Annotated in this window: 14 protein-coding genes; 4 read left to right on the forward strand and 10 right to left on the reverse strand. The window is 58.8% G+C overall.

Features of this window, described 5'->3' with window-relative positions:
• Positions 1 to 163 precede the first annotated feature (163 nt).
• Complete coding sequence (locus IPK65_00230) at positions 164 to 1417, forward strand: nucleotidyltransferase family protein (GenBank protein ID MBK8161614.1); 1254 nt, start codon at positions 164 to 166, stop codon at positions 1415 to 1417.
• Here the strand turns inward: IPK65_00230 and IPK65_00235 are convergent.
• The 7 genes from IPK65_00235 to IPK65_00265 all read right to left on the reverse strand — a co-directional run bounded on the left by IPK65_00235 (position 1414) and on the right by IPK65_00265 (position 11941).
• Positions 1414 to 1986, reverse strand: a complete 573-nt coding sequence (locus IPK65_00235; protein MBK8161615.1) for a hypothetical protein — start codon at positions 1984 to 1986, stop codon at positions 1414 to 1416. The genes IPK65_00230 and IPK65_00235 overlap by 4 nt on opposite strands.
• A 1276-nt stretch (positions 1987 to 3262) precedes the next feature.
• A complete protein-coding gene (locus tag IPK65_00240; GenBank protein MBK8161616.1) occupies positions 3263 to 4171 on the reverse strand; it encodes a prephenate dehydrogenase in 909 nt (302 codons plus the stop codon).
• Positions 4172 to 4220: 49 nt separating this feature from the next.
• Positions 4221 to 4502, reverse strand: a complete 282-nt coding sequence (locus IPK65_00245; protein MBK8161617.1) for a chorismate mutase — start codon at positions 4500 to 4502, stop codon at positions 4221 to 4223.
• Between the two features lie 174 nt (positions 4503 to 4676).
• Positions 4677 to 6827, reverse strand: coding sequence for an aminodeoxychorismate synthase component I (gene pabB, locus IPK65_00250; GenBank protein MBK8161618.1), 2151 nt, complete (start codon positions 6825 to 6827; stop codon positions 4677 to 4679).
• Positions 6828 to 6985: 158 nt separating this feature from the next.
• The gene (locus IPK65_00255) at positions 6986 to 8980 is read right to left on the reverse strand and encodes a YjbH domain-containing protein (protein ID MBK8161619.1); all 1995 of its coding nucleotides are present in this window, start codon (positions 8978 to 8980) and stop codon (positions 6986 to 6988) included.
• A gap of 338 nt (positions 8981 to 9318) precedes the next feature.
• On the reverse strand, positions 9319 to 9738 hold the full coding sequence (locus tag IPK65_00260) for a hypothetical protein (protein MBK8161620.1): 420 nt from the start codon (positions 9736 to 9738) through the stop codon (positions 9319 to 9321).
• Between the two features lie 133 nt (positions 9739 to 9871).
• Positions 9872 to 11941 (reverse strand): DnaJ domain-containing protein, encoded by a 2070-nt coding sequence (locus IPK65_00265; protein MBK8161621.1) that lies wholly within the window; start codon positions 11939 to 11941, stop codon positions 9872 to 9874.
• Between the two features lie 283 nt (positions 11942 to 12224).
• Here IPK65_00265 and IPK65_00270 point away from each other — a divergent pair, with 283 nt between their 5' ends.
• The 3 genes from IPK65_00270 to IPK65_00280 all read left to right on the forward strand — a co-directional run bounded on the left by IPK65_00270 (position 12225) and on the right by IPK65_00280 (position 16700).
• Entirely contained in the window at positions 12225 to 12701 is a 477-nt protein-coding gene (locus tag IPK65_00270; GenBank protein MBK8161622.1) for a fibronectin type III domain-containing protein, read from the forward strand.
• Positions 12702 to 13101: 400 nt separating this feature from the next.
• On the forward strand, positions 13102 to 15468 hold the full coding sequence (locus tag IPK65_00275; protein MBK8161623.1) for a discoidin domain-containing protein: 2367 nt from the start codon (positions 13102 to 13104) through the stop codon (positions 15466 to 15468).
• 2 nt (positions 15469 to 15470) lie between these two features.
• Positions 15471 to 16700 (forward strand): hypothetical protein, encoded by a 1230-nt coding sequence (locus IPK65_00280; protein MBK8161624.1) that lies wholly within the window; start codon positions 15471 to 15473, stop codon positions 16698 to 16700.
• On the opposite strand, the gene IPK65_00285 is transcribed toward IPK65_00280, so the two are convergent.
• From IPK65_00285 to IPK65_00295, 3 genes are read right to left on the reverse strand one after another with little or no spacing between them, the layout of a single operon-like run.
• Positions 16666 to 17799, reverse strand: coding sequence for a glycosyltransferase family 4 protein (locus IPK65_00285; GenBank protein MBK8161625.1), 1134 nt, complete (start codon positions 17797 to 17799; stop codon positions 16666 to 16668). The two genes, IPK65_00280 and IPK65_00285, sit on opposite strands and share 35 nt — an antisense overlap.
• Before the next feature lie 50 nt (positions 17800 to 17849).
• A complete protein-coding gene (locus IPK65_00290) occupies positions 17850 to 19076 on the reverse strand; it encodes a glycosyltransferase family 4 protein (GenBank protein ID MBK8161626.1) in 1227 nt (408 codons plus the stop codon).
• A 35-nt stretch (positions 19077 to 19111) separates the two neighbouring features.
• Positions 19112 to 20233: a glycosyltransferase family 4 protein gene (locus IPK65_00295; GenBank protein MBK8161627.1), complete on the reverse strand. Its 1122-nt coding sequence runs from the start codon at positions 20231 to 20233 to the stop codon at positions 19112 to 19114.
• Positions 20234 to 20245: the final 12 nt, after the last annotated feature.

Genomic DNA, 20245 nt, shown 5'->3' on the forward strand with positions numbered 1-20245 from the left:
AGCAATATATGTATAATCACCCGTGTTCCTGATGATTTAGCCACGTCGAAGCCTGCCGAAATGTATCCGGGTTCCCTGCACGGGAAGTCGTTGTGCAGTCAGCGCGCCGGAAACGCCACGATTCAAGATTAAGATATTACATATCATCAGGTTATACACAGGCATGGCGATGCACACTCCGCCCGCTCCATTTACCGCATCCGACCGGGATACCCCCCGCCTGTCCCTTCCACCGGAAGAGGCATTGCTGCTGATCTGCGCCCGGCGTGAGCTGACGGAACCCTTGTTGAAGGAGGCGCATGCCCTGACGCAGGACGTTGACTGGGATCGCGTGGTCGAACTCTCCCTGGCTCATCGGGTCGCGCCGATAGTTTTCGCATCAATGAAGCGCCATCTGTCCGCTGTAATCCCGGATAGATGTCTGGTTCGCCTCAAACAGCACGTCATCGCCAGCACGCACGGCAATCTGGCGCTGCTGAGCGAGTTGCTGCGCACCGCCCGTGAGCTGACCGCCGGCAAAATTCGCTTTGCCGTTTTCAAGGGACTGGTCATCAATCAATCGGTATATCAGGATCTGGCAATCAGGCAGTGCGGAGACATCGACATCCTGGTCGATCAGGACAATTTCACGCGGGCCAGGTCGCTGCTGATCTCCGCAGGCTTGGAGCCGACGCTGACCGCCGCGGAAGAGTTGCAATGCCAGCAGTCTGGCCTGTGGCACGATCAACGCCGCGTCACGATTGACCTGCATTGGGGGATATCACCTCGCGAACTGGGGATCCGGGCAGACAGGATGCTGAAGAGCCTGACGACAATCTCGATCAGCGGGCAGTCGTTGCCGAGCTTCAATCCGGTGGATCAACTGATAATCCTGTGCGTCAATGCTACCAAGGAGTACTGGAACCAGCTGTTGTATCCCTACTGCGATATCCATGAGCATCTCCGCAGCCAATCCATGCCGGACTGGGAGGCCGTGTTCCGGCGCGCGCGGGAATTGAGATGCGAACGCATGGTCAGGACCGCTTTGCTGATTACGGCAAGGTTGTACGAGATGGCGCCGATCTTCCCGCCCGCCATGCATCACGGAGATTCGCAGGCCGAACGTGCGTCAAAGGAGCTGCTACATCAGATGTTCGATCAGAACCCGGGTGACAGCAGGCCGATCAGTCACACCCGTCATCTGTATGTCTTCCAGTCGACCGATGACTATTTCACCGCGCTGATGGACACTCTGCAGCAGAGACTGGCTTACCGCCTGATCCAACTGCCGCTTCGACGGCACATACCGGAGGCGCTGGGAGTGGATGACACCCGGCTGCCGCCCGGGCTTTCGTTTCTGCGTCCCGTCGTCAGGGTGGGCCGCATCCTCGGATTGATCCTGCGCAGGGCGTACGGGAGGCTGGTCAAGCGCGCCTAGGGATCGATGCTCCGGGATGATGATGTCCGGGCATCCGCCTTCATGCGGCGATCCATCGCAACGATCAGACTGGCACGCAGGGCAAGCAGGTTGACATCCAGATCCCTGGGTCTGGACACTCTGTTCCTGAACATGCGCATGCGCTCCGGCACCAGTTGTTTGATGTATTTCGGCACGATGCTGCGGCGCGGGACGGGCCGCCCCGGAGAGGTGGCGATCTTCTGCAGCACCACATCGATCAGATCCTTCGACAGCAGCTCCCTTGCCTCCGCCGAGTCCAGCGACGCGCGCAGATAATGCACTACCGCCGGCGACGCGAGGATGCCTGATGCTGGCTCGATTGCGTTGTGCTCGGCGAAGCCGATGGGCGGGCTCAGGCCGGCAATGATCTCCCGGTACATCGAGCGGCCATCCCGCAGGTGATCCGGGAGGGCAACGATCGCATCGAGCACGCGGCGGGACAGCAGCGGACTCATCACCTCGACATAGGAGCTCTTGATCTCGTTGAGGGCCGCCCAGATCACCGGGCAGCGGTATTCGTAGGTCAGGCGATCGCGCCAGGTCGACAATGACTCGCCTGCCCGCCGGTGCAGGTACTCCGGCCAGTACTGCTCCGTGGGGAAATTGCCGCAGAATCGCGCAAGATTCGCGTAATCCTTCAGGAAAACGGTGCCGTTGATGCGGCGGACATCTCCTCGGAATACGCCCGATACGGACTGAATACGACATCCCCCGGATCACGCCGGCGATACCGGCGGAAAACAACCTGCTCCAGATCTGACATCCATCCATGTAGGCGGATACGGTATCCGTGCGCCCCTCGCCCGCCGTCAACAGGCGTTCGAACACCGTCCCGATGCTTTCTGCTGCGATATCCGTGGCGTAATATTCATGGGCGATTCCGAAATGATCGGCCAGCGTCTGCGCCACCACCGCATCGCTCTTCGGTTCATCGCGCGCGGATGCCAGGCCCCAGGTGATGCTGTGCAACCCCGCCCTGCGCTCCAGCATCAGCAGGATGCAGCGGCTGTCGAAGCCGCCGGATAGCATGAGATGCCAGGTGGTGTAATCGATGCGCAGCCTGCCGAACACGTCGCGCAGCGCCTGGATGAATGCCTCCCGGTGAACGCGGTCAGGCTCCTTGCGAGGCGCGAATTCGACATGCCCCCCGGACTCCTGCACAGTCCAGGCCTCGCGATCCAGCACTACGGAGGTGTTTCCCGCCACGCACCTGATCCGGCGGTCCCAGGACAGCCCCGGTCCGATATTTCCGGCCGAGAGCATCCAGGCGTGTGCGTCGGGATTCGGCTGGTAGCTGCCCAGTACAGTCACGATGGCGCGCTGGGAGGTCGACGCCACGAACAGATCATCCGTCTGCACATACCAGAGGGTGCGCGAGGCGCAGGCATCGCTGACCAGCTCAACGCGACGGTCATCCGAACGGAACAGCGCATACGATCCGTCCGGTCGCGGTGCCAGCGTCCGCCCCCACTCACCGCCAGTGTCGACGAGAAAACCCAGGCAGACGCTGGAATTCTGCACGAGCACTGCGCTGTTCGGGTTGAACACCCCGATATCGAGCCCTGGCTCATGCATGACGAGCGGCGGGTGCGGTTCGATATTGTCCGGAATCAGCGCGCGCGACAGGCGATGGAACAGCGCGGGGTCCATGTGCCTGGCGCGATCCCGGTGACAGACCAGGAGCAATTTAGCCATGGCTCACCCGACGGCACACCGTGCAAGGGGTATGTCCAATACGCGATACCGCGGGTCTGCGTACCGGAAACCCGATCTGATTCTCCGGCATCCCGACAGCGCCCCTGGCGGCTTTACCGGCGACCGCGATCATTTGTCACCACAGCGGAACATACGCGTGCTGTACTCGTTGAGCTCTGCCAGTCGCTCCTTTCCCAGCATGGCCTGCAGATCGGCCAGCAGGCGCCGGAACCGGTCCTGGTCACCGCCCTCGATCGCCGCCGTCAGCTCGCGCAGCCCTTCCGCGAGCGACTGCCTGGCGTCCGCTGCAAAGGTGTTGTGCGTCTGGATGTCCCAGTACACCTCCGGGCTGGCGCTCAGGATGCGCGCCAGCAGGGACAGGAGCGCCCGATGGGGCGGCGTCATGACCGGCAGCATGGCCTCTACGTCGTAATCAAGCCGGCGCATCGCCAGGCCGAAGGCAAGGATCGCGGCATGGGTCGCAGTCTGGAGAGCGGCTGCGCAGCGGTCGTGCTGCTCCGCGCTCAACATGTGCAGGGTGGCGCCCCATTGCTGCATCAGCCGGAGGAAACGGTCCGCATGTACACCGCGGCTCGCCTCGACCACCGCAACGCTCTGGTTCACGAAATCCAGCGATGGGGCAAACATCGGATTGATGCTGAGCTGCTCGATGGTTCGCGGCATCCGGCCGGCCATGGCAGTCGCCAGCGGCAGCTTCACTGACAGCGTGTCGGCGAAGAGCGCCCCCTGCTTCATCAGGCTGACAATGGCCTGCCAGGTCTCGAGCAGGACACCCTCGGGCAGAGCCGCAACGACCCAGTCCGCACCGGAGAGTACACGCTTCGCCTCTTCTGACAATGTGCGCACGTCGGAGACGATGCAAGCGACATTGCGCAGCCGCGACGACGGCGCGGGCGCGACATCGATCGACGTGGTCGCTATCCCGCCACCGGCGAATTTCGCGCAGAAAAGCGATCCCAGGGCGCCATTGCCGCCCAGAACTACGGCGCTGATCGCAGGGAGATGCGGCTTGTTCATGGAGGTCACGGAGGAGGCTGTGAATATATGACTGGATAGGCGGCGCGAGCTAGTCGCGGGCGTCGATGATGCGATCCTCGATCCGGCAAGCTTCATCGATGATCAGGGAATACAGCTCACGGACAAAGACAGGGTCTACGCCATGGCGTTCCGCCAGCGCGGCGCAGCGCTGCTTGACCTGCTCCACCCGGCCGCTTTGCATCATCGGGATTTCGCTCGCCTTCTTCAGACGGGCGACATCGCGGCATACGGAGTAACGCCGTCCAAGCAACTCGATGATCTGCTCATCGATCGCATCAATTGATTCTCGATATGGGGTCAGCTGTTCCATCACATGCATCCTGTCATCTGTCCTGGCACGGCCGGAGTGTTTTGTAATTTCACTGGAGACGGGATCCCGTAACTCCAATGATCCGACACGATCTGCGCTGACAGTTCAGCCAGGCGGTTGATCGGCCACCCGCCAGGCGCGCCTATTATTCCACAGCCGCCGCGAGGCGCATGCTCAAAGCGCCGCCTGACTCGGCTCGCCATCCAGCGCCGATACCGCCAGCGCATGGACCAGCGCCCTTGATTTCAATAACATTTCCTCGAGCTCTTCCTGCGGATCGGACAGGTCGATGATGGCGCCGCCGACGCCCACGGTGACATCTTCCGGGGTCACGACGATGGTGCGGATCACGATGCTGAGATCAGCGCTGCCATTGAGGCCGAAAAATCCGATGGATCCCGAGTAGATGCCGCGCGGCCCTCCCTCGAGCCTGTCGATGATTTCCATGCTGCGCTTCTTCGGGGCCCCGGTCATTGATCCACCGGGAAATGCGGCCTGTACGCACTGTACCGAGGAAATGCCGCGGCGCAGCCTGCCATGGACCGTGCTCACAAGCTGGTGCACCGTCGCGTAGCTCTCCACGGAGAAAATATTCGATACATATACGCTGCCGACGTCGGATACCGTCCCGAGATCGTTGCGCAGGAGATCAACGATCATCAGGTTCTCGGAACGGTCCTTCCCGTTCTCGCGCAGGTCCTGGTAGATGCGTTCATCCTCCTCAGGCGTCTTGCCGCGCGGACGCGTACCCTTGATCGGCTTGGACTCGACCGTGCCATTGGGGCCGATGGTCAGGAAGCGTTCCGGCGAGGAACTCAGGACAGCCACGCCCGGAAAATTCAGATAGGTCGCATACGGAGCCGGGTTGCTCTCACGCAGCGCGCGGTAGGTGTTCATAGGGTCGATTGTCACGTGCTGCGTGATCATGTTGGTCAGACAGATCTCGTAGGATTCGCCGTGCTTGATCTCCTGCTGGCATTCCCGGATGCGCTGCAGATACTTTTCCGGCGAATGCCGCGCGGTCTGCATGACCATCCGCGGCACCGGCGCCCGCCTCCACGGCCTCACCGCCGGCAGCTTCTGCAGCTTTGCTTGCATGTCGTTCAGCCATTGCCGGGCGCGGTCCGCGTGATCCTCATCGTCAAGACAGACCAGGTAGGCGATGTTCTCTTCGTGATCGAAGGCGATGATGCGGTCGGCGAATACGAAGGCGGCATCCGGCGTTGACGCCCGGTGCGCCGCGGTCGCGCCGCAATCGGCCTTCAGCTCGTAGCCGAGATAGCCGGCGTAGCCCAGGTTGAAATCGAACGGCAGTCCCTCCACCACTGCGTGCCGCTCGTGCAGCATACGATCCAGATAGGTGAAGATGCTCTCGTTGAAGACCTCATCCTGGCCACGGCGAGTCACCGTCACCTTGCGCTCCGGCAGGCTGTAGCTGACGTATTCCGCATGCGGCCCGCTGGCGTCGCCCATGTAGGAGAAGCGGGAGAAGCCGCGCACCAGTGCGCTGTCGAGCCAGAAATTGGGCGTGGAGTTTGCGAAGAAGTTCATGAACACCTGTTCGGCGTTCAGATGCATGGGCACGCGGCGATGAAATATCCTGAATGGCCGGCCGTTGATCTCACCCTGGCCCAGGCTGACCGGATCACGGTCGGCGCTGTTCCCGTGCGGCACGATGTCGAAGCTGTCCGGGCATCGTTTCGCCGTCCCGGTATCGGTAACACGCCGGCGCGGCGGATTCTGCTTGAGGAACTCGGCCGTGAGCGCGCGGAAATTCTCCAGGATCTGGTGGCCGTACTCGGAACAGATCGATTCGGGATGGAACTGCACGCCCCAGATCCGGCGCGTCTTGTGGCGCAGGCCCATCAGCATGCCGTCCTCCGTCCAGGCGAGCTTATCCAGTTCGTCTGAGAGTTCGGCGACGTGCAGCGAGTGATAGCGGATGGCGGTGAAGGGAGACGGGATGCCCTTGAAGATGTCCTGGCCGGTGTGATGGATCAGGCTCGGGCGGCCGTGCATGACGCGGGCGGCATAATCCACCTTGCCGCCGTACAGATGGCCGATGCCCTGGTGGCCCAGGCACACTCCCAGCACCGGAACGGGGCACTCGCGTATCGCCTCGGCGCAAATGCCGAAATCCTGCGGCCGTTCCGGCCGGCCAGGTCCGGGGGAAATCACAATGTTGTCGAAATCGAGCTGGCGGATCTCCGACCACGGCGCGGTATCGTTCCTGACCACGACCGGCGGCACGCGGTTCACCTCGGCGATCAACTGGTAGAGATTGAAGGTGAACGAATCGTAGTTGTCGATCAGCAAGGTCTTCATACGCGCGACTGTCCCCGTCTTCCGTCTCACTGACGGATCCTGAAGTAAAAACAAAGGTATTACTGACTTCCCCATCTGTGTTATCGACAGACGGATACCGTGCTTTAATCCGGGGAAATACCAACTGCGAAGGTCGGAGCGGTCTTCGTCGGGAGGCCTTATTGCAGGGGCAAGGGGCCGCCGTCGATCGTACGGATACCCGGCTCCATCAGGCGATACAGATCGTCCGGCGGCACCACCATCTGGCCCACGTCACGCATCCAGGGGGACAGCGAGAGCCGGGCCGTTTCCCGGGTATCCATAGTCAGCATGGAGCTGAACGGGATGACGAAGTACACGCCCTTGTCGCGGTAGGGATCGTCCGGGCTGCCCGGGCCGGTCATATCGTGGCCGTTGGTAATGCTGTACCAGGCCCCGATCTCGACCCCGGAGCGGAAGCGGCGATTCAGCTCGTAGCGGATCCCGTCGTCACGGGCGAGGAACTGGCCGGCCCGCACCGTCGCCGTCAGGCCGTACCACGGCAGGCGGTAATGACCGGAAACCAGGGCGGTCAGTACCGAGTAGTCGCGGAGGGCGAGATTATCGCCCGGCTCGCGTTGCCGCAGCCCGTCCACCATCAGATCCAGCGCCCAGCGGCCGTCGCGCGACGGATACAGCAGTTGTCCGCCCGCGCCCGCGAACATCTCTTCGTAATACCCCGCGGACAGGCGCGCGCTCATCCGCCCCGGGAGATCCAGGTACCTGTTGACCAACAGCGAATCGAGCCGCAGGCGGCCGCCCTGTTTGTACTCGGCGACGTCCGAGCGCACATGCGGGAGCAGGCTGTCGGACTCCGCGGAAACATCGCTCACATCCTCGTACAACTGGAGCCGGCCGGAGGGGGAGAAGAACAAACCGTGCCCGAGGTGTCTGCGGTAGCTGAGCAGCGAAAACACATCATAATGAAACGCCCGGCCCGGATCCGTGCGGGTGATATTGAACAGAAATCGCAGGTTGAACGGGTTTAGCTGGAATTCGTCCTGATCGTAGCGCCCGCCGCCGTCACCAATGAGATTGATGGCCTGCACAGGGGCCGCATCCTCCCCGCCCGGGGCGGACTCCACCCCCGTGGAGGCGTCAGGCCGGACGGCGTGCGGCGCCTCTTCGATCGCCGCTTCGGCATAGATCACATCGACACCGGACTCCACCTGGTCCCACGACACGGTCCCGGCGAAATACTCCCGCAGCCGAGGAATATCGCGAAATACATAGGTGACCACAGGGAGGTCGTTCCCGGTATAGGTGACCGTCACCGATTCGAGATCCTGCGGACCGGCCTGCACCAGGATGCGCGCCGCGCGGCTGATGATGCGCCGTACCGAGGAGATGCGGGGATGGCTGAGGCTGGCGCTGAGCGTCTTGCCGTGCAGCGTTACATGCAGATTCCGGAACCCTTCGCGCCGCAGCGCATCCTCGATTGCGCCGCTGTAGCGCGCATCGACACGCCAGTCCGTGAGCGGCGCCAGCGGCAGACTCACCCGGACAGGCGGCGGCTCGTCGATCTTGGGGATGAACTCCCGCTCCATCAGCGGCACCGTCACATGGATATTGGCGCCGACCTCACCATCCTGCCAGGAGAGCTGCGTGCCCAGCCAGCCATAGCGGTATTCCAGCGCATAGGTAGCCCCACCCGCACGCTCCGCCGCACCCGACGAAGCAGCCTCATGGTCGCGGCGGTAGTCGTTGGCGTCATACTCGACGACGAGGCCCAGGCTCCTGGCCCAGGCAGGCCGATAACGCAGGCCACCGAAGCCGCCGTCGAGGCGGTCGCTGCCGTAACCCAGCGTGAGGTCGAGTGCGCCGATGCGTTTGCTGAGGGTGACGAACTCCGCCGAGAACAGGCGTGTACCATGAAAATCCTGCGCGCCCACCGCCAGTTGCGGGAGATGCCCGGTCTCCGGAAACAGGACCAGCTTGGCATCGAAGGCCTTGTCGCGGAAATTGCCGACGTTGTCCCCCGCCTCGAAGACGGAGATATTGTCGATCGTGGTATAGCGCGCTGACAGTTCCAGCCTCGGCAGCACCGTCACGCTGCTCCACAGCGTCGAATACGGATCGAAATTACTGAAGCCGAGCCGAAACGACCCGTCCCGATCCAGGCGCGCGTCGGGCATGTTGATCAATCCGGTCTGACCCAGCACCGCAGGCTCGGCACGCCCCTCCCCGGGGAAGACAAGTGCGAGCGCGATGACCAAAATTGGGGACAGATTTATTTTTCTAGAGCGAGAACATGGGGACAGATAGTTAATTCTGTCCCCTTCGAGACCTGGGATCCGGGGACAGGTTGTTAAATCAGTCCCCTCGGCAGAGAAACCACGGCCTGGAGAGGGGCACGGAGACGGGCTTGTGGACAGAAAATAAATCTGTCCCCCTTTGCATGCGGTGGGAACAGCCGAGGATGGATTGATTCGCGGGGAACCGGGGGACGAATAAATAAATCTGTCCCCAATTATCAGTGGGAAGGCGTGCTGGAGCTACCCCCTCCGCCTCCGCCGGCCACGGCGCCCAACAGGGCAGCGATACCGGCCCCGATCAGGACCTGTTTCGTCGTCACGGTGCGGGTCGCGCCCTCTGCACCGGCGTCGGCGTCCTCCACCGGGATCTGCGCCTGCTGCACTTCGGGTGCGGGCTCCGGCGCTACCACGGCGGCAGGAGGCTCGACGACGGGAGGTGCGGGGACTTCCGGCGGCGGGACCGGAGCCGCATCCTGCGCCGGTTTCACGATACCGATGGCCGCGGCCAGTTGAAGCGGGGCAGGACTCCCGCCCGCAGTGTCAGCCGTCCCCGGCATCAGGTCCTGCCCGTACACGGCAAGCGGACAGGCCAGCATCAGGCACAGGCCCAGATTCAGGCTGGATCTTGGCAGAATCATGATATCCCTCTCCCACGGCAAACCCGCGCCCAATCGTCATTGGCGGCAGGCGGACTACTGGAAATTTCGTCCCTCATCATACCGGCTCGCCCGCGCTCCCGCCACAGGGAGAGGTACCATGCCGCCCGGGACATCAATTATAGGTATGCATCATTTCGGTAATGAGGATGCCGTCCGGTCCGCGCCGCACATGGAACAGGACCTTGCCCTGTACCGTCGTCACGCTCTGGTCACTCTTGAGTTTCACGTCGACCTGGAAATCCCCCTCACCTTTCAGTCCGTCACCGCGCTTGTCCTGTTCCCAGCGGAGGCGGCTGATGGTGAACTTGCGCGTCTCGCTGATCTGAAACAGCTCGCGATAATCCGCGGCAATACCGGACTTGCTGCTCTGGTCATTTGTCCGTGCATCCTCGGAGAAAAGGCCCACCAGCGTGTCGAGTTCGCCCGCTTCGTAGGCCCGGGAGAACGTCTCCGCGAGGCGATCAAGCTCCTGAATCGTGATGGCCTCGCCATTGCGCGACGCCTGCACCGGGGCGACACTCGCAATCAGTGCAGGCTTATCCATCTGCCCACCATCAACCCTGGGGACGGCAGGCGCGGACGGAGCTATCGTCGCCTGGGCAGGAATCTTCGCGGCGGCGTCATCGCGCGGCACGGTCACCACACCGGCATTTGCGACAGCGCCCACCTTCGCCGCGGGTTTGTCCTCGAGCAGTGTCTGGCGCAGCGATTCAAGTTTCCTGGACGGTGCGGCGCGCTCCGTGACCGCCGGAGATTCGACCGGCGGCTTGGCGCTCGCTGCCACGGCCGGCTCTGAACGGACCACAGACCCGCCAGCCGCAGGCCGCGCCGGGGAACTCTGCGCGGACCTGTTCTCGCCGCCGGCTCCCTGTCCTCCCGGCGGGATCACCGCCGGCTGGCGCGCCTCAGCACGCGATGCGGCCGTATTCGGCGCAGACCTGTTTACCGGCTCATTACCCGCGGAACCGGTCTCGCGCCGGGCATCAGACGATGTAGCTCGTGATACCGCGGGCTTCTTGTCTTCGCCGGCATCGGCCGCCGACGGATCGGGGATGGCAGCGAAGGGACTGAACACCTCACTCGAAGCCGCCTGCTCCGCCGTATCGCGCACGACGTTGCCGTTGACCGGCGCAGGGATGGAACCCGCATCCGCGTCGCCCGATGCCGCCTCCATTTCCTCCCCGGGTATCGATGCCGGGCCGGAACCGGAGTCCTCCCCGAGTCTATTCGGCAGGACGATGGCATAGACGCCCAGTACCATGATCACCGCCACCAGGATCGCAAACGTGGAACGGTCCATGGACAGGATGCGCTTGCTATCCGCCCCGGCCGGCTCCGGCGGGGTAACCGGGATGCCCTTTGGAAATTTTCCCGCTGCACCGGCGACCGGCTCGCTGATCAAGCTCCAGGATATCGGTGCAGGGTTGGATGAAACCTGCGCCAACTCAGGCTCGGGCGTCCCTCCCGTCTCGGACAAGCCATTGGCGCGATCGATGCGATTCGCGATGAACGAACTCCGGCTGGATCCCTGCGGCGCCGCAGGCTCCGCCGACGCCGTTCGCTCCCTCGCACCGGTCGCCGAACTTTGCTGAACCTGCCTCTGAAGCTCCTTTATCTCATCTTCCGAGGGCATGGGCCGGACGGAAGGGCCAGGGTTCAGGTATGACACGTTCCCTGGCGCCTTCCCCGCTTCGGAAGGGACATCCATGCGATCCCTCGGTACAGCCGGAGCTCCCTTGACCCCGCTCCGCTGGATCAGGTGCTGATCGTAAGCCCGCCGCCGCTCCGGATCGCGCAACACGCTGTAGGCGCGGCTGATCTCGGTGGCAAAAATAGGGTTCCACTCCCCCGATCGGTCGGCCTGGTCAAGGGCGTAGATGTGCAATAACTGATTGTAATGCTTCCGTATCTCGTCAGGCCTGGCGCCGTAGTTCAATCCCAGGATCCGGTAACAGTCCGCGCCCGGGGCAAAGAATACGCGCTCAATCATGAACTGGATCGCCTCCCGCAGATCAGCGGCGAGGGCCATCGGCTCCTCGGAGCCGGGATCCTTATTCTCGGTTAAGGCGTCAAGGAGATAGCTGACATCCGGCGGCAAGGGACTTGACGGGTCGAGCAGGTCCCGGTGCTCAGCGGGAGATTGAAAGAAATCCCGGGCGAGATTGAAAATGTTCCGTCCCATAATGCCTTACATTCCCTGCTGACCGTTCAGACAACGCGCTGGACGGCGGATATTTCCATATGTAGTATGTTGCACGTTTGTTAAATGCTATATGTTGCGTTAATTCATATCGGCCGAGGTGACGCTATTCTACACGGATTCGCCATACACCATGCCAACGTACCGGAATCCCGTCCCGGGTTCCTCAATTAAAAGACCCATTGTGACGATGACATGGTACAGAGGCATTCGACCGTATCCGCCAATCATTTAACATTTTAATTCGACAGGACACAAACAGGACATGGATTTGCATCACTGGGTATCACCGCGGCTTCGCATCCTCATCATCGTCATCCTGGGAACACTGCTCAGCGCCTGCTTCGACTGGCACGACAATAGCTCGGCCGGCGCCGGTACCGACACCCTCACGGGGGTGGATACCTCCAACGACGGTACAGGGTTGCCATCGGAAGAGCCTGATGATGAAGACACCACCCCGCCCGAGGATACGGCGAGCGCGGAACCGGAACCTGTCATCATCGCGCTGAGCTGGCAACCGATCCAGGGCAATATCGACGGGTACATCGTCCACACCGGCCCGACCCCCGAGACCGCGAGCGCGGTCATCACGGTCACGCCGAACCCCGGCGTGGAATACGACACCATGTCCGACCTCGGCCTGAAGCCCGGCGATCAATCCTGTTTCCGCATCAAGGCCTACAACGCCGAGGGGCAGTCAGGCTTCTCGGACGCTGTCTGCTACCTGGTCAACGCCTGATCCAGGCACGCTCCGCGCAGTAGCTGTTCGGGGACAGATTTCAAATCTGTCCCCTATCCACCGCCGCTACGCAAATGGGGACAGATTTATAAATCTGTCCCCTTACTTCAATTCAACTGTCCCCAAACCACGACACCCCTCTCGAAGCGGAATAACGCAACGCATTCCATCTCCGCAGCCTTGAGTTCCGCCACGCACGTCGCCCTTACTCCGTGCACCCCCTGACACCGCGACCATGCGTCGCACCCTGCGTAGCAGATCGCATTATTCACGGTTAATCCCGGTTTATGTGACTGCGGTCACCGCCACTGAATGATGCGCCGCACGGAATAAACAATCGCTGGCGGGCATCATTGCCCAACGTCAATTCATCCTACCAGCAGTAAGGATCAAATCACCGATGGCTGACATCACCTGGTTCAGACGCACATTACGCGTCCACGCAGTTATTGTGTTCTCTGTATTGATCGCCGCGTGTGGCGGCGGAGAAGACGAAGCCTCCTCGGGCGGCACTGGCGAGGTCGGAGTCGTAATAGGCTCCAACACGCCACCTCCGCCAGCGGATTCCGATAACAATACGGGCGGGCAATCCACCGTGGTGGGCGTCATAAACGAGACGCCGATCACGATTACCGGCACGGTGATCGATGGCCCGGTAACCGACGCAATCATCACCATCCGGGATGCCAATGACGCCTTCGTGGCAACCACGCGCAGCGACTCCCGCGCGCACTATCGCGCGGACATACCCGCGAATTCGATCTTTCCGCTGACCTTGACCGCGACCGGCGGCACGAACATCGTCAACAACGCACCGCCGAGCTTCACCCTCATCAGTGCAATCACGAGCCCGGACATCAGCACGGCAAACCTCAATCCGTACTCCACGCTGATCGTCAACACAGCCAGGAGAAAATCGGGAGGTCTGACGCCGGCAAATCTCGCCTCCGCAAGCGAAAGCATCCTCACCATATTCAACGCAGGCCTGAATACCGATCTCATGCCCAATCCGATCACGACACCTGTCACAGACATCAACGCCGCCAGCGTCATCAAGTCGAGCGAAGCTATCGCCGAGACAATCCGACGGAACCAAAGGGTATTAGAAGGCGTCATAGTTGATGCCAGCGCGGACACAATCATCAACTCTCTGAGCGCTGACATGACAGACGGAACACTCGACGGGGTCGGCGTTGCTGGCTCTGACCCAAGGGTTTCCTCTGTTTCTTCAATTACTTTTGGCCAAGTATTAATCGAATCTATCAGCAATGGGCTCGAAATCAATGATGAACTCGCGTCAGATTCACTGTCTAACGCTGTTAGTGTCACATTCCCGACATCTGTACAAGATATAGAGGAGTTGCCGATAACCATGGGCGCACTCAGTAATATCCGCACCGCAGTCGCCGCTGCCGCCTTGGTCGCACCCAGCATCGCCATGGCAGATCTGGAGTCCGCAACCAACGGGCTGAACGCAGGAAGCCTGCCCTCCGAAGCAGTGACGGTACTGCCGGCAGAGTCAGGTACGATAATGAATGAGGCTCTCAACCAGATAAACGGTTCTGATGGAAATGTTATGAACCTGATTAACGCATTGATCGGAACAGCCTACGCGGCGGATGCGCCGGCCGAAGGCCTGGTCTTGCTCAATATCACTGCAGTCGATGCCTCCAGTCACGACGCCGACCGCGAGCGCATACCCGAAAACGCGATCGACGGAAACCTGGATTCCAAATGGACCGCGCTCAGCATGCCGCAGTGGTTCACCGCGGACCTCGGCGCCACCCAGTCCGTCAGTCATCTGCGCATGAAGATAAACGTGAACAATAATGGGGCCAACGCGAGCTATGCCATAGATGTCTCCAGGGACAACACGAGCTGGACCAATGTACTGACCAACGTCAAACCCGTTGCGGTATCCGGCTGGGTCAGCGCCGAACTGCCCGCGGTGACGGCGCGCTATGTGCGCATCCGTCTGAATTCGAGCAATGCCAGCGACTACACCAATCTCTACGAACTCGAACTGTATGGGCAGGTGCTGCCCGCGAACATCGCCTCGGTCAGCGCCTCGGACTATGACGCGGAACGTGCGCGCGCGCCCAGTCTCGCCACCGACGGCAATCTGACCTCGAAATGGACTGCGCTCAGCCTGCCGCAATGGCTGATGGTCGATCTTGGTACCGTTCAGTCCATCAGTGGCATCAACATGAAAGTCTATATTGCGGACGCTGGGCGGAACGCCAATTACTCCGTCGATGTGTCATCCGACAGATCGACATGGGCCACGGTAATTGCCAACTCATCCATTGACACAACCACGGGATGGGCGCAAGCCAGCTTCATACCGGTTTCGGGCAGATATGTCCGGCTTCGCCTGGATTCCACCAACACATCGGACTATGTCAACCTGAGCGAGATCATGGTGTACGCCCAGGCCGCACAGAACCCTGCCTCGTCGCCCACAGATGAGGACATTAGCAACGTCCTACTGACCCTGACCTGGCAGCCGAACGTGGGAAGCGTCCAGGGCTACAAGGTTTTCTTCGGCCCCACCCCCGAATCTGTCAGCACTGAGATCTCGGATATAACGAACACGTTGTCGACCAGTTTCAATCCGGCAATCCCTGCAATCGCATACGACTCCTGGTATACGCTGAGACTGCTCCCAGGAGATAATGTGTGCTTCAGGGTGCGCGCTTACAATGCGGACGGCCTGTCGAACTGGTCGCTGCCTATCTGCGGAACGATAACGGAGGCGGCGGGCTGATCATGCAAACGAATTCACCATTCATCATGGGATGCGCCATTTCCATAGGCACCCCTTCTTATAAAACCCTGGAACAGATAATGAAAACATTTTCTCTGCCATTCGCGATGCTAATAGCCGCGCTTCTTTCCGCCGCCGCCATGGCCGCACCGCCCTCCGCACCCACGGGATTGTGCCTGCAATCTCTGGACGGCACGCAATGCACAACGACCGACACGACAACCCCGCCGCCACCGAGCACATCGACTGTCGTAATGCCAAAGAGCGTCAAGAATCCCGAAAACTTTCATCCGGGCTATTATGTCTACTTGGGCAAGAGCAACGGCACGCCGTTAACGGCGGGCATGATCTCAGACATTTCTAGCAACCCGGATTTTGTCGGAATCAAGCGTTCTTATAATTTGAGATCATTGGAACCAACAAAGGGGACTTTTGATTTCTCCGTAATTGAAAAAGATCTGGCGGTTGTACAATCGCGAGGGAAACGACTGTGGGTGACCATCACCTACAACGAATACAACAGCAATCTTGGCCCTAACATCCCGACCTATATGTTCTCCGATTCTTCATATGGATGCGGCTCCACATATTATGGAGCCTACCAAGGAAATGAAGGGAGCTGGCGCCCCTGCTTATGGAACCAGAATCTTCAGGGAAGGCTCGCCGCTGTGTATGCTGCGCTTGGCGCAAGATTCAACAAAGAACCGTATTTTGAAGGGACTAATTTAGGAGAAACCGCGATAAATACTGCGGGAGCAGTAGCATCGCCTGGGTACTCAGCAAAGGGCGTTGAAGAGGGATTTAAAGTTGTCGCCTTGGCAGCAAAGCGCGCCTTTCCTGACAAGACCGTGCTTCAAATGATTAATTTTGGAGTTTTTGACTTGGTGAAGTTCACCAGCTGGATGGTCGAGAATGAGATTGGCATTGGAAGCCCAGACACAAAACTTTCTAATGGCTCTCTTACCAGCACTATTTACCCACAGTACCTTGCCTATCATGAGGATGTTCCAACTGGGCCCGACGTTCAATGGGGAAACTACGAAGAATACAACTCCATCATAGGACGCATAAACACAGCAAGTGAACTCCTGTCAGGCGCCGTTAAACTGACAAACCCGTGGTATTTATTCTGGCAGACTCGCGATCCCTATTTCTCTGATGACGTGGTACCTGCTATTCGGGCCTACGGAAGCCTCCCTACTGCGAAGGAGTTCTACGACTCGAAAGACTAGAGCCAAGGGCAGCCTGATAGACCTCCAAGGTTAGGCGTGAAATGCGAGGCCAGTCATAGCCGTTTTCAACCAACTTGCGATGCCTCTGACGTTCTGCTTCAGAAGAAGCTACACACCGCCTTAGCATGGATGCCAAGGCGGCGATATCTCCCAAATCGAAATAATTCTCCGGCGGGAGCCCCACCTCCAAGTTGGCCGGGATGTCGCTCGCTATAACCGGCATTCCATAGCTTAATGCCTCCAGCATGGCTATCGGCAATCCTTCATGCGAAGAGGGCAATACAAACATACCCGCGTGCGCATATAGCTCGCGCAGGGCGTCCCCCGACTGGAATCCAGTCAGAACCACGTTGCCATCCTGTGCGGCTTCTTGCTTCACTAACGCCGAATATCTATCCGGATGGTCCGCATCTCCGACCAGAACAAGTTTCCAGCCGGCAATGTCAGCCAGATGGAACGCCCTGATTAGATCCAGATGTCTTTTCTCAGGCACAAAGCGGCTGACCAAGAGTACATAACGGCGCTTGTCCAGCCCGAACGATCGAATGGCTTGATCGGTGAGCGGTATTATGGGGAGATCTATCCCGTTCGGGATCACGTTGGCGTCGGTTCCATATTTCTGCGCGACCAAGTTCCTGATGACTTTCGATATGACAATCCGACGATGCGAATACCGCATGCTCCACGCCTCGCCGCGGCGCAGCAGCCAGCGAGCGAAGGAACTCCATTTCTCCCGGTCATAGTCTGGGCCGTGGTGAGTAACCACGACCTTCAGGCCTAGCAATCTCGCCAATGGCGTGACGATACCAGGGCCAATGGCATGAATATGCAGAATATCGGGACGTTTGGCCGCGGCATATATAACCCCCAGCAGGGAATGAACCAGGGCCTCGATGCCGCTCGATCCCGGTGCCCATAATCTCCGGAAATCAACGCCGCGCCATGATTTTCGCTCTGCCGGCAGGTAACGCGAGCGGGCAATCACCTCAACGTCACACCCCAGCTCGACCAGCAGGGGATATAAATGCTCGGCATGCTTTTCAACGCCGCCCTGAACATCGGGGAATCCCCGCAGCCCAAGTACCATCACTTTGACCATATGCCCACCGGTAAATATCGTCGCCGAATCTTATCCCAAGCTGTGCAGACTCAACATCGAACGCCAAGGCTCGAATACAATTCAAGTATCTTGCCTTTATAGTTATCGGAGGAAAAGTCCGATTCAACCCAGGCGCGTCCGGCCCGACCCATCTCGATCAGCCTGTGATCCGGGGAGTCGGCCATCGAGCGCAATGCATTTGCCAGAGATTCTACAGATCCGGAGTCGAAAACCAATCCGGTGCTGTCCGGCCTGATCAGCTCAGGTATACCACCGATTGCCGCGCCAAGTACCGGCCTGCCAAGCGCATACGCCTCCAGAACCGACATAGGCGAATTCTCGTACCACTCCGAAGGCAGCACGACGCAGCGGGAAGAACGAACGAAATCGTGCAATGCCTTCCCCTTTATATAACCATGGAAGCGCACATCCGCACTGAGGTCGCGGGCCAGTCTTTTCAGATGATCCTCATCCGGACCCGTGCCCGCGATATTGAGGGAGACGCCGGCTTGCGCCACGGCCCTGATCAGCGTGACGAGCCCCTTTTCCCTGCTCAGACGCCCGAAATAGGCGAACGCTCCAGATAACCCGGATTCAGGCGCATAGCTCGAGGCCTGAATGAAATTCGGGATATAAACGAACTTCTCTCGCGGCCAGCCCCATTCGACCATCTTGTCCAGATAGAACCTGCTCGGCACGATGAACTTGTCGACATATTTCGAATAAGTGGCAAGCACCTTATGCAACATGGCCTCCATGAAAACTACCATGCTCAGCGAGAAAGAGCCCTTGATACAACGATGCAGCAGTACATTAAATTCACGCCCGCCCTTGCACCTTTCGCAGATTCCGTCATGAGACAGCATATTGTACGCAGGGCAGGACAGCTTGAGATCATGCAGCGTCATAACCACCGGGATATCGTGTTTTTTGACGGCGCTGAATATGGAGGGAGAAATGTGGTGATAGATATTATGCGCATGACAGATATCGGCGTGAGAGACTTTCAATAAACTATCTATGTTCGCGCGCGATTCCTGCGAATAGATTACCTTGGGCACACGCCTGAGCTTGTCGAGCAAAGAATAGCTGGAACCGTATTCGATCTCTTCGACAAAGTATTCGCTCCATGGAGTGTCAAGATTATCAGGGTGTCGCATGGCGAAGGGAACCACCGTCCACCCGCCATCCTCGAGCAACCTGTTGTGCGCAAGGAAAACGGTTTCGGCGCCGCCGCGCGGATAATAATAATTGTTAATGGATAACAGAGTGGCCAAGAGAAATCGTCACACCATATAGAAACGGTTGGGCTCTAGGCGCGGATGAACGGCGTAATATATCGCTTCAGCGAGGAAGAAACGGCTTCCAAGGTGAATTTCTCGCGATATATGTCATAACCGCGCCGACCCATACGCTCACATTTTGCCGGATCTGATATCAACCCGATTAACAGCCTCGCTAAACCATTGACATCATCGATCCCCACAAGATACCCGTTATCTCCGTCAATGATAAACTCAGGAAGAGCGCCGATGTTTGTACCCAGGACCGGCAACGAGTAACTCATGGCCTCGAGAAATACTATCCCGAAGGGCTCACGTCGGGTTGGCAGACAAAACACAGCGGATTTTTCATAATACTCGCACAACTTCTCAGACTTGACCGGCCCGACTATCTCAACATTCGGAAGAACAATGTCAGGCGAGCACCCTACTATGGTCAGCGTAGCATCAGGCTCCACCTTCACTACCTGTTCAAAGGCCTTGACTAAAAGTGGGCCGCCCTTTCTTTCCCACTCTAGACCAACAAATAATATGTTCTTACTCGCATATTTATTCAGGCTAGATTCTCTTTCTCCTTCTTCAACGAATGGCGCGTAATAAATGCAATGCACTTTTTTCACATCACAACTATAGTCTTGAACAACTGACTCCCTGACTATCATTGAACGCGTGAATACGATGTCGGCATCGCCATAGATATCTCTCTCTAAATTTATCCATGATTTTGATAAAAGATCACTTTTCTCGTCATATTCAGGATAGTTCTTATTTGCCAATACTGTATGGTCCGTATAAACAAAATGCGGTATACCAGCTAATTTCCCATTGAACAGCGAGCAATCTTGAATAGAAAACAAATACCCAGACTTTGATCTTGTGTTTAATAGCCTATGAAGATGATGATATAAATATGGCGTCCCGAAGAACCGGTTATAAAATGCGCTCTTACTTTGAAATATCTCCCTTACTCCATAATTAGCTACCATATGAAATAAATTAATCAGTGCAATATGTATGTTGCGCTTCAATAGTGGCTTAACATCAATAACGTCTAATTCATACTCAGGGAATGTATGCTTTAATATTCTGATTATCTGATCAACTATCGTGTGCCGGGATCTAATTTTTATAAATGCATACTTTTTTTTCATGCCACGACCCTC

Source organism: Gammaproteobacteria bacterium, from assembly GCA_016712635.1.
Classification (GTDB): Bacteria; Pseudomonadota; Gammaproteobacteria; order SZUA-140; family SZUA-140; genus JADJWH01.

Excerpts from the sequence above, each read along its gene's own strand:
- IPK65_00230 (MBK8161614.1), top strand. The coding sequence starts at position 164 with ATGGCGATGCACACTCCGCCCGCTCCATTTACCGCATCCGACCGGGAT.
- IPK65_00240 (MBK8161616.1), bottom strand. The coding sequence starts at position 4,171 with ATGAACAAGCCGCATCTCCCTGCGATCAGCGCCGTAGTTCTGGGCGGC.
- IPK65_00245 (MBK8161617.1), bottom strand. The coding sequence starts at position 4,502 with ATGGAACAGCTGACCCCATATCGAGAATCAATTGATGCGATCGATGAG.
- pabB (MBK8161618.1), bottom strand. The coding sequence starts at position 6,827 with ATGAAGACCTTGCTGATCGACAACTACGATTCGTTCACCTTCAATCTC.
- IPK65_00255 (MBK8161619.1), bottom strand. The coding sequence starts at position 8,980 with ATGCCCGACGCGCGCCTGGATCGGGACGGGTCGTTTCGGCTCGGCTTC.
- IPK65_00260 (MBK8161620.1), bottom strand. The coding sequence starts at position 9,738 with ATGATTCTGCCAAGATCCAGCCTGAATCTGGGCCTGTGCCTGATGCTG.
- IPK65_00265 (MBK8161621.1), bottom strand. The coding sequence starts at position 11,941 with ATGGGACGGAACATTTTCAATCTCGCCCGGGATTTCTTTCAATCTCCC.
- IPK65_00270 (MBK8161622.1), top strand. The coding sequence starts at position 12,225 with ATGGATTTGCATCACTGGGTATCACCGCGGCTTCGCATCCTCATCATC.
- IPK65_00275 (MBK8161623.1), top strand. The coding sequence starts at position 13,102 with ATGGCTGACATCACCTGGTTCAGACGCACATTACGCGTCCACGCAGTT.
- IPK65_00280 (MBK8161624.1), top strand. The coding sequence starts at position 15,471 with ATGCAAACGAATTCACCATTCATCATGGGATGCGCCATTTCCATAGGC.
- IPK65_00285 (MBK8161625.1), bottom strand. The coding sequence starts at position 17,799 with ATGGTCAAAGTGATGGTACTTGGGCTGCGGGGATTCCCCGATGTTCAG.
- IPK65_00295 (MBK8161627.1), bottom strand. The coding sequence starts at position 20,233 with ATGAAAAAAAAGTATGCATTTATAAAAATTAGATCCCGGCACACGATA.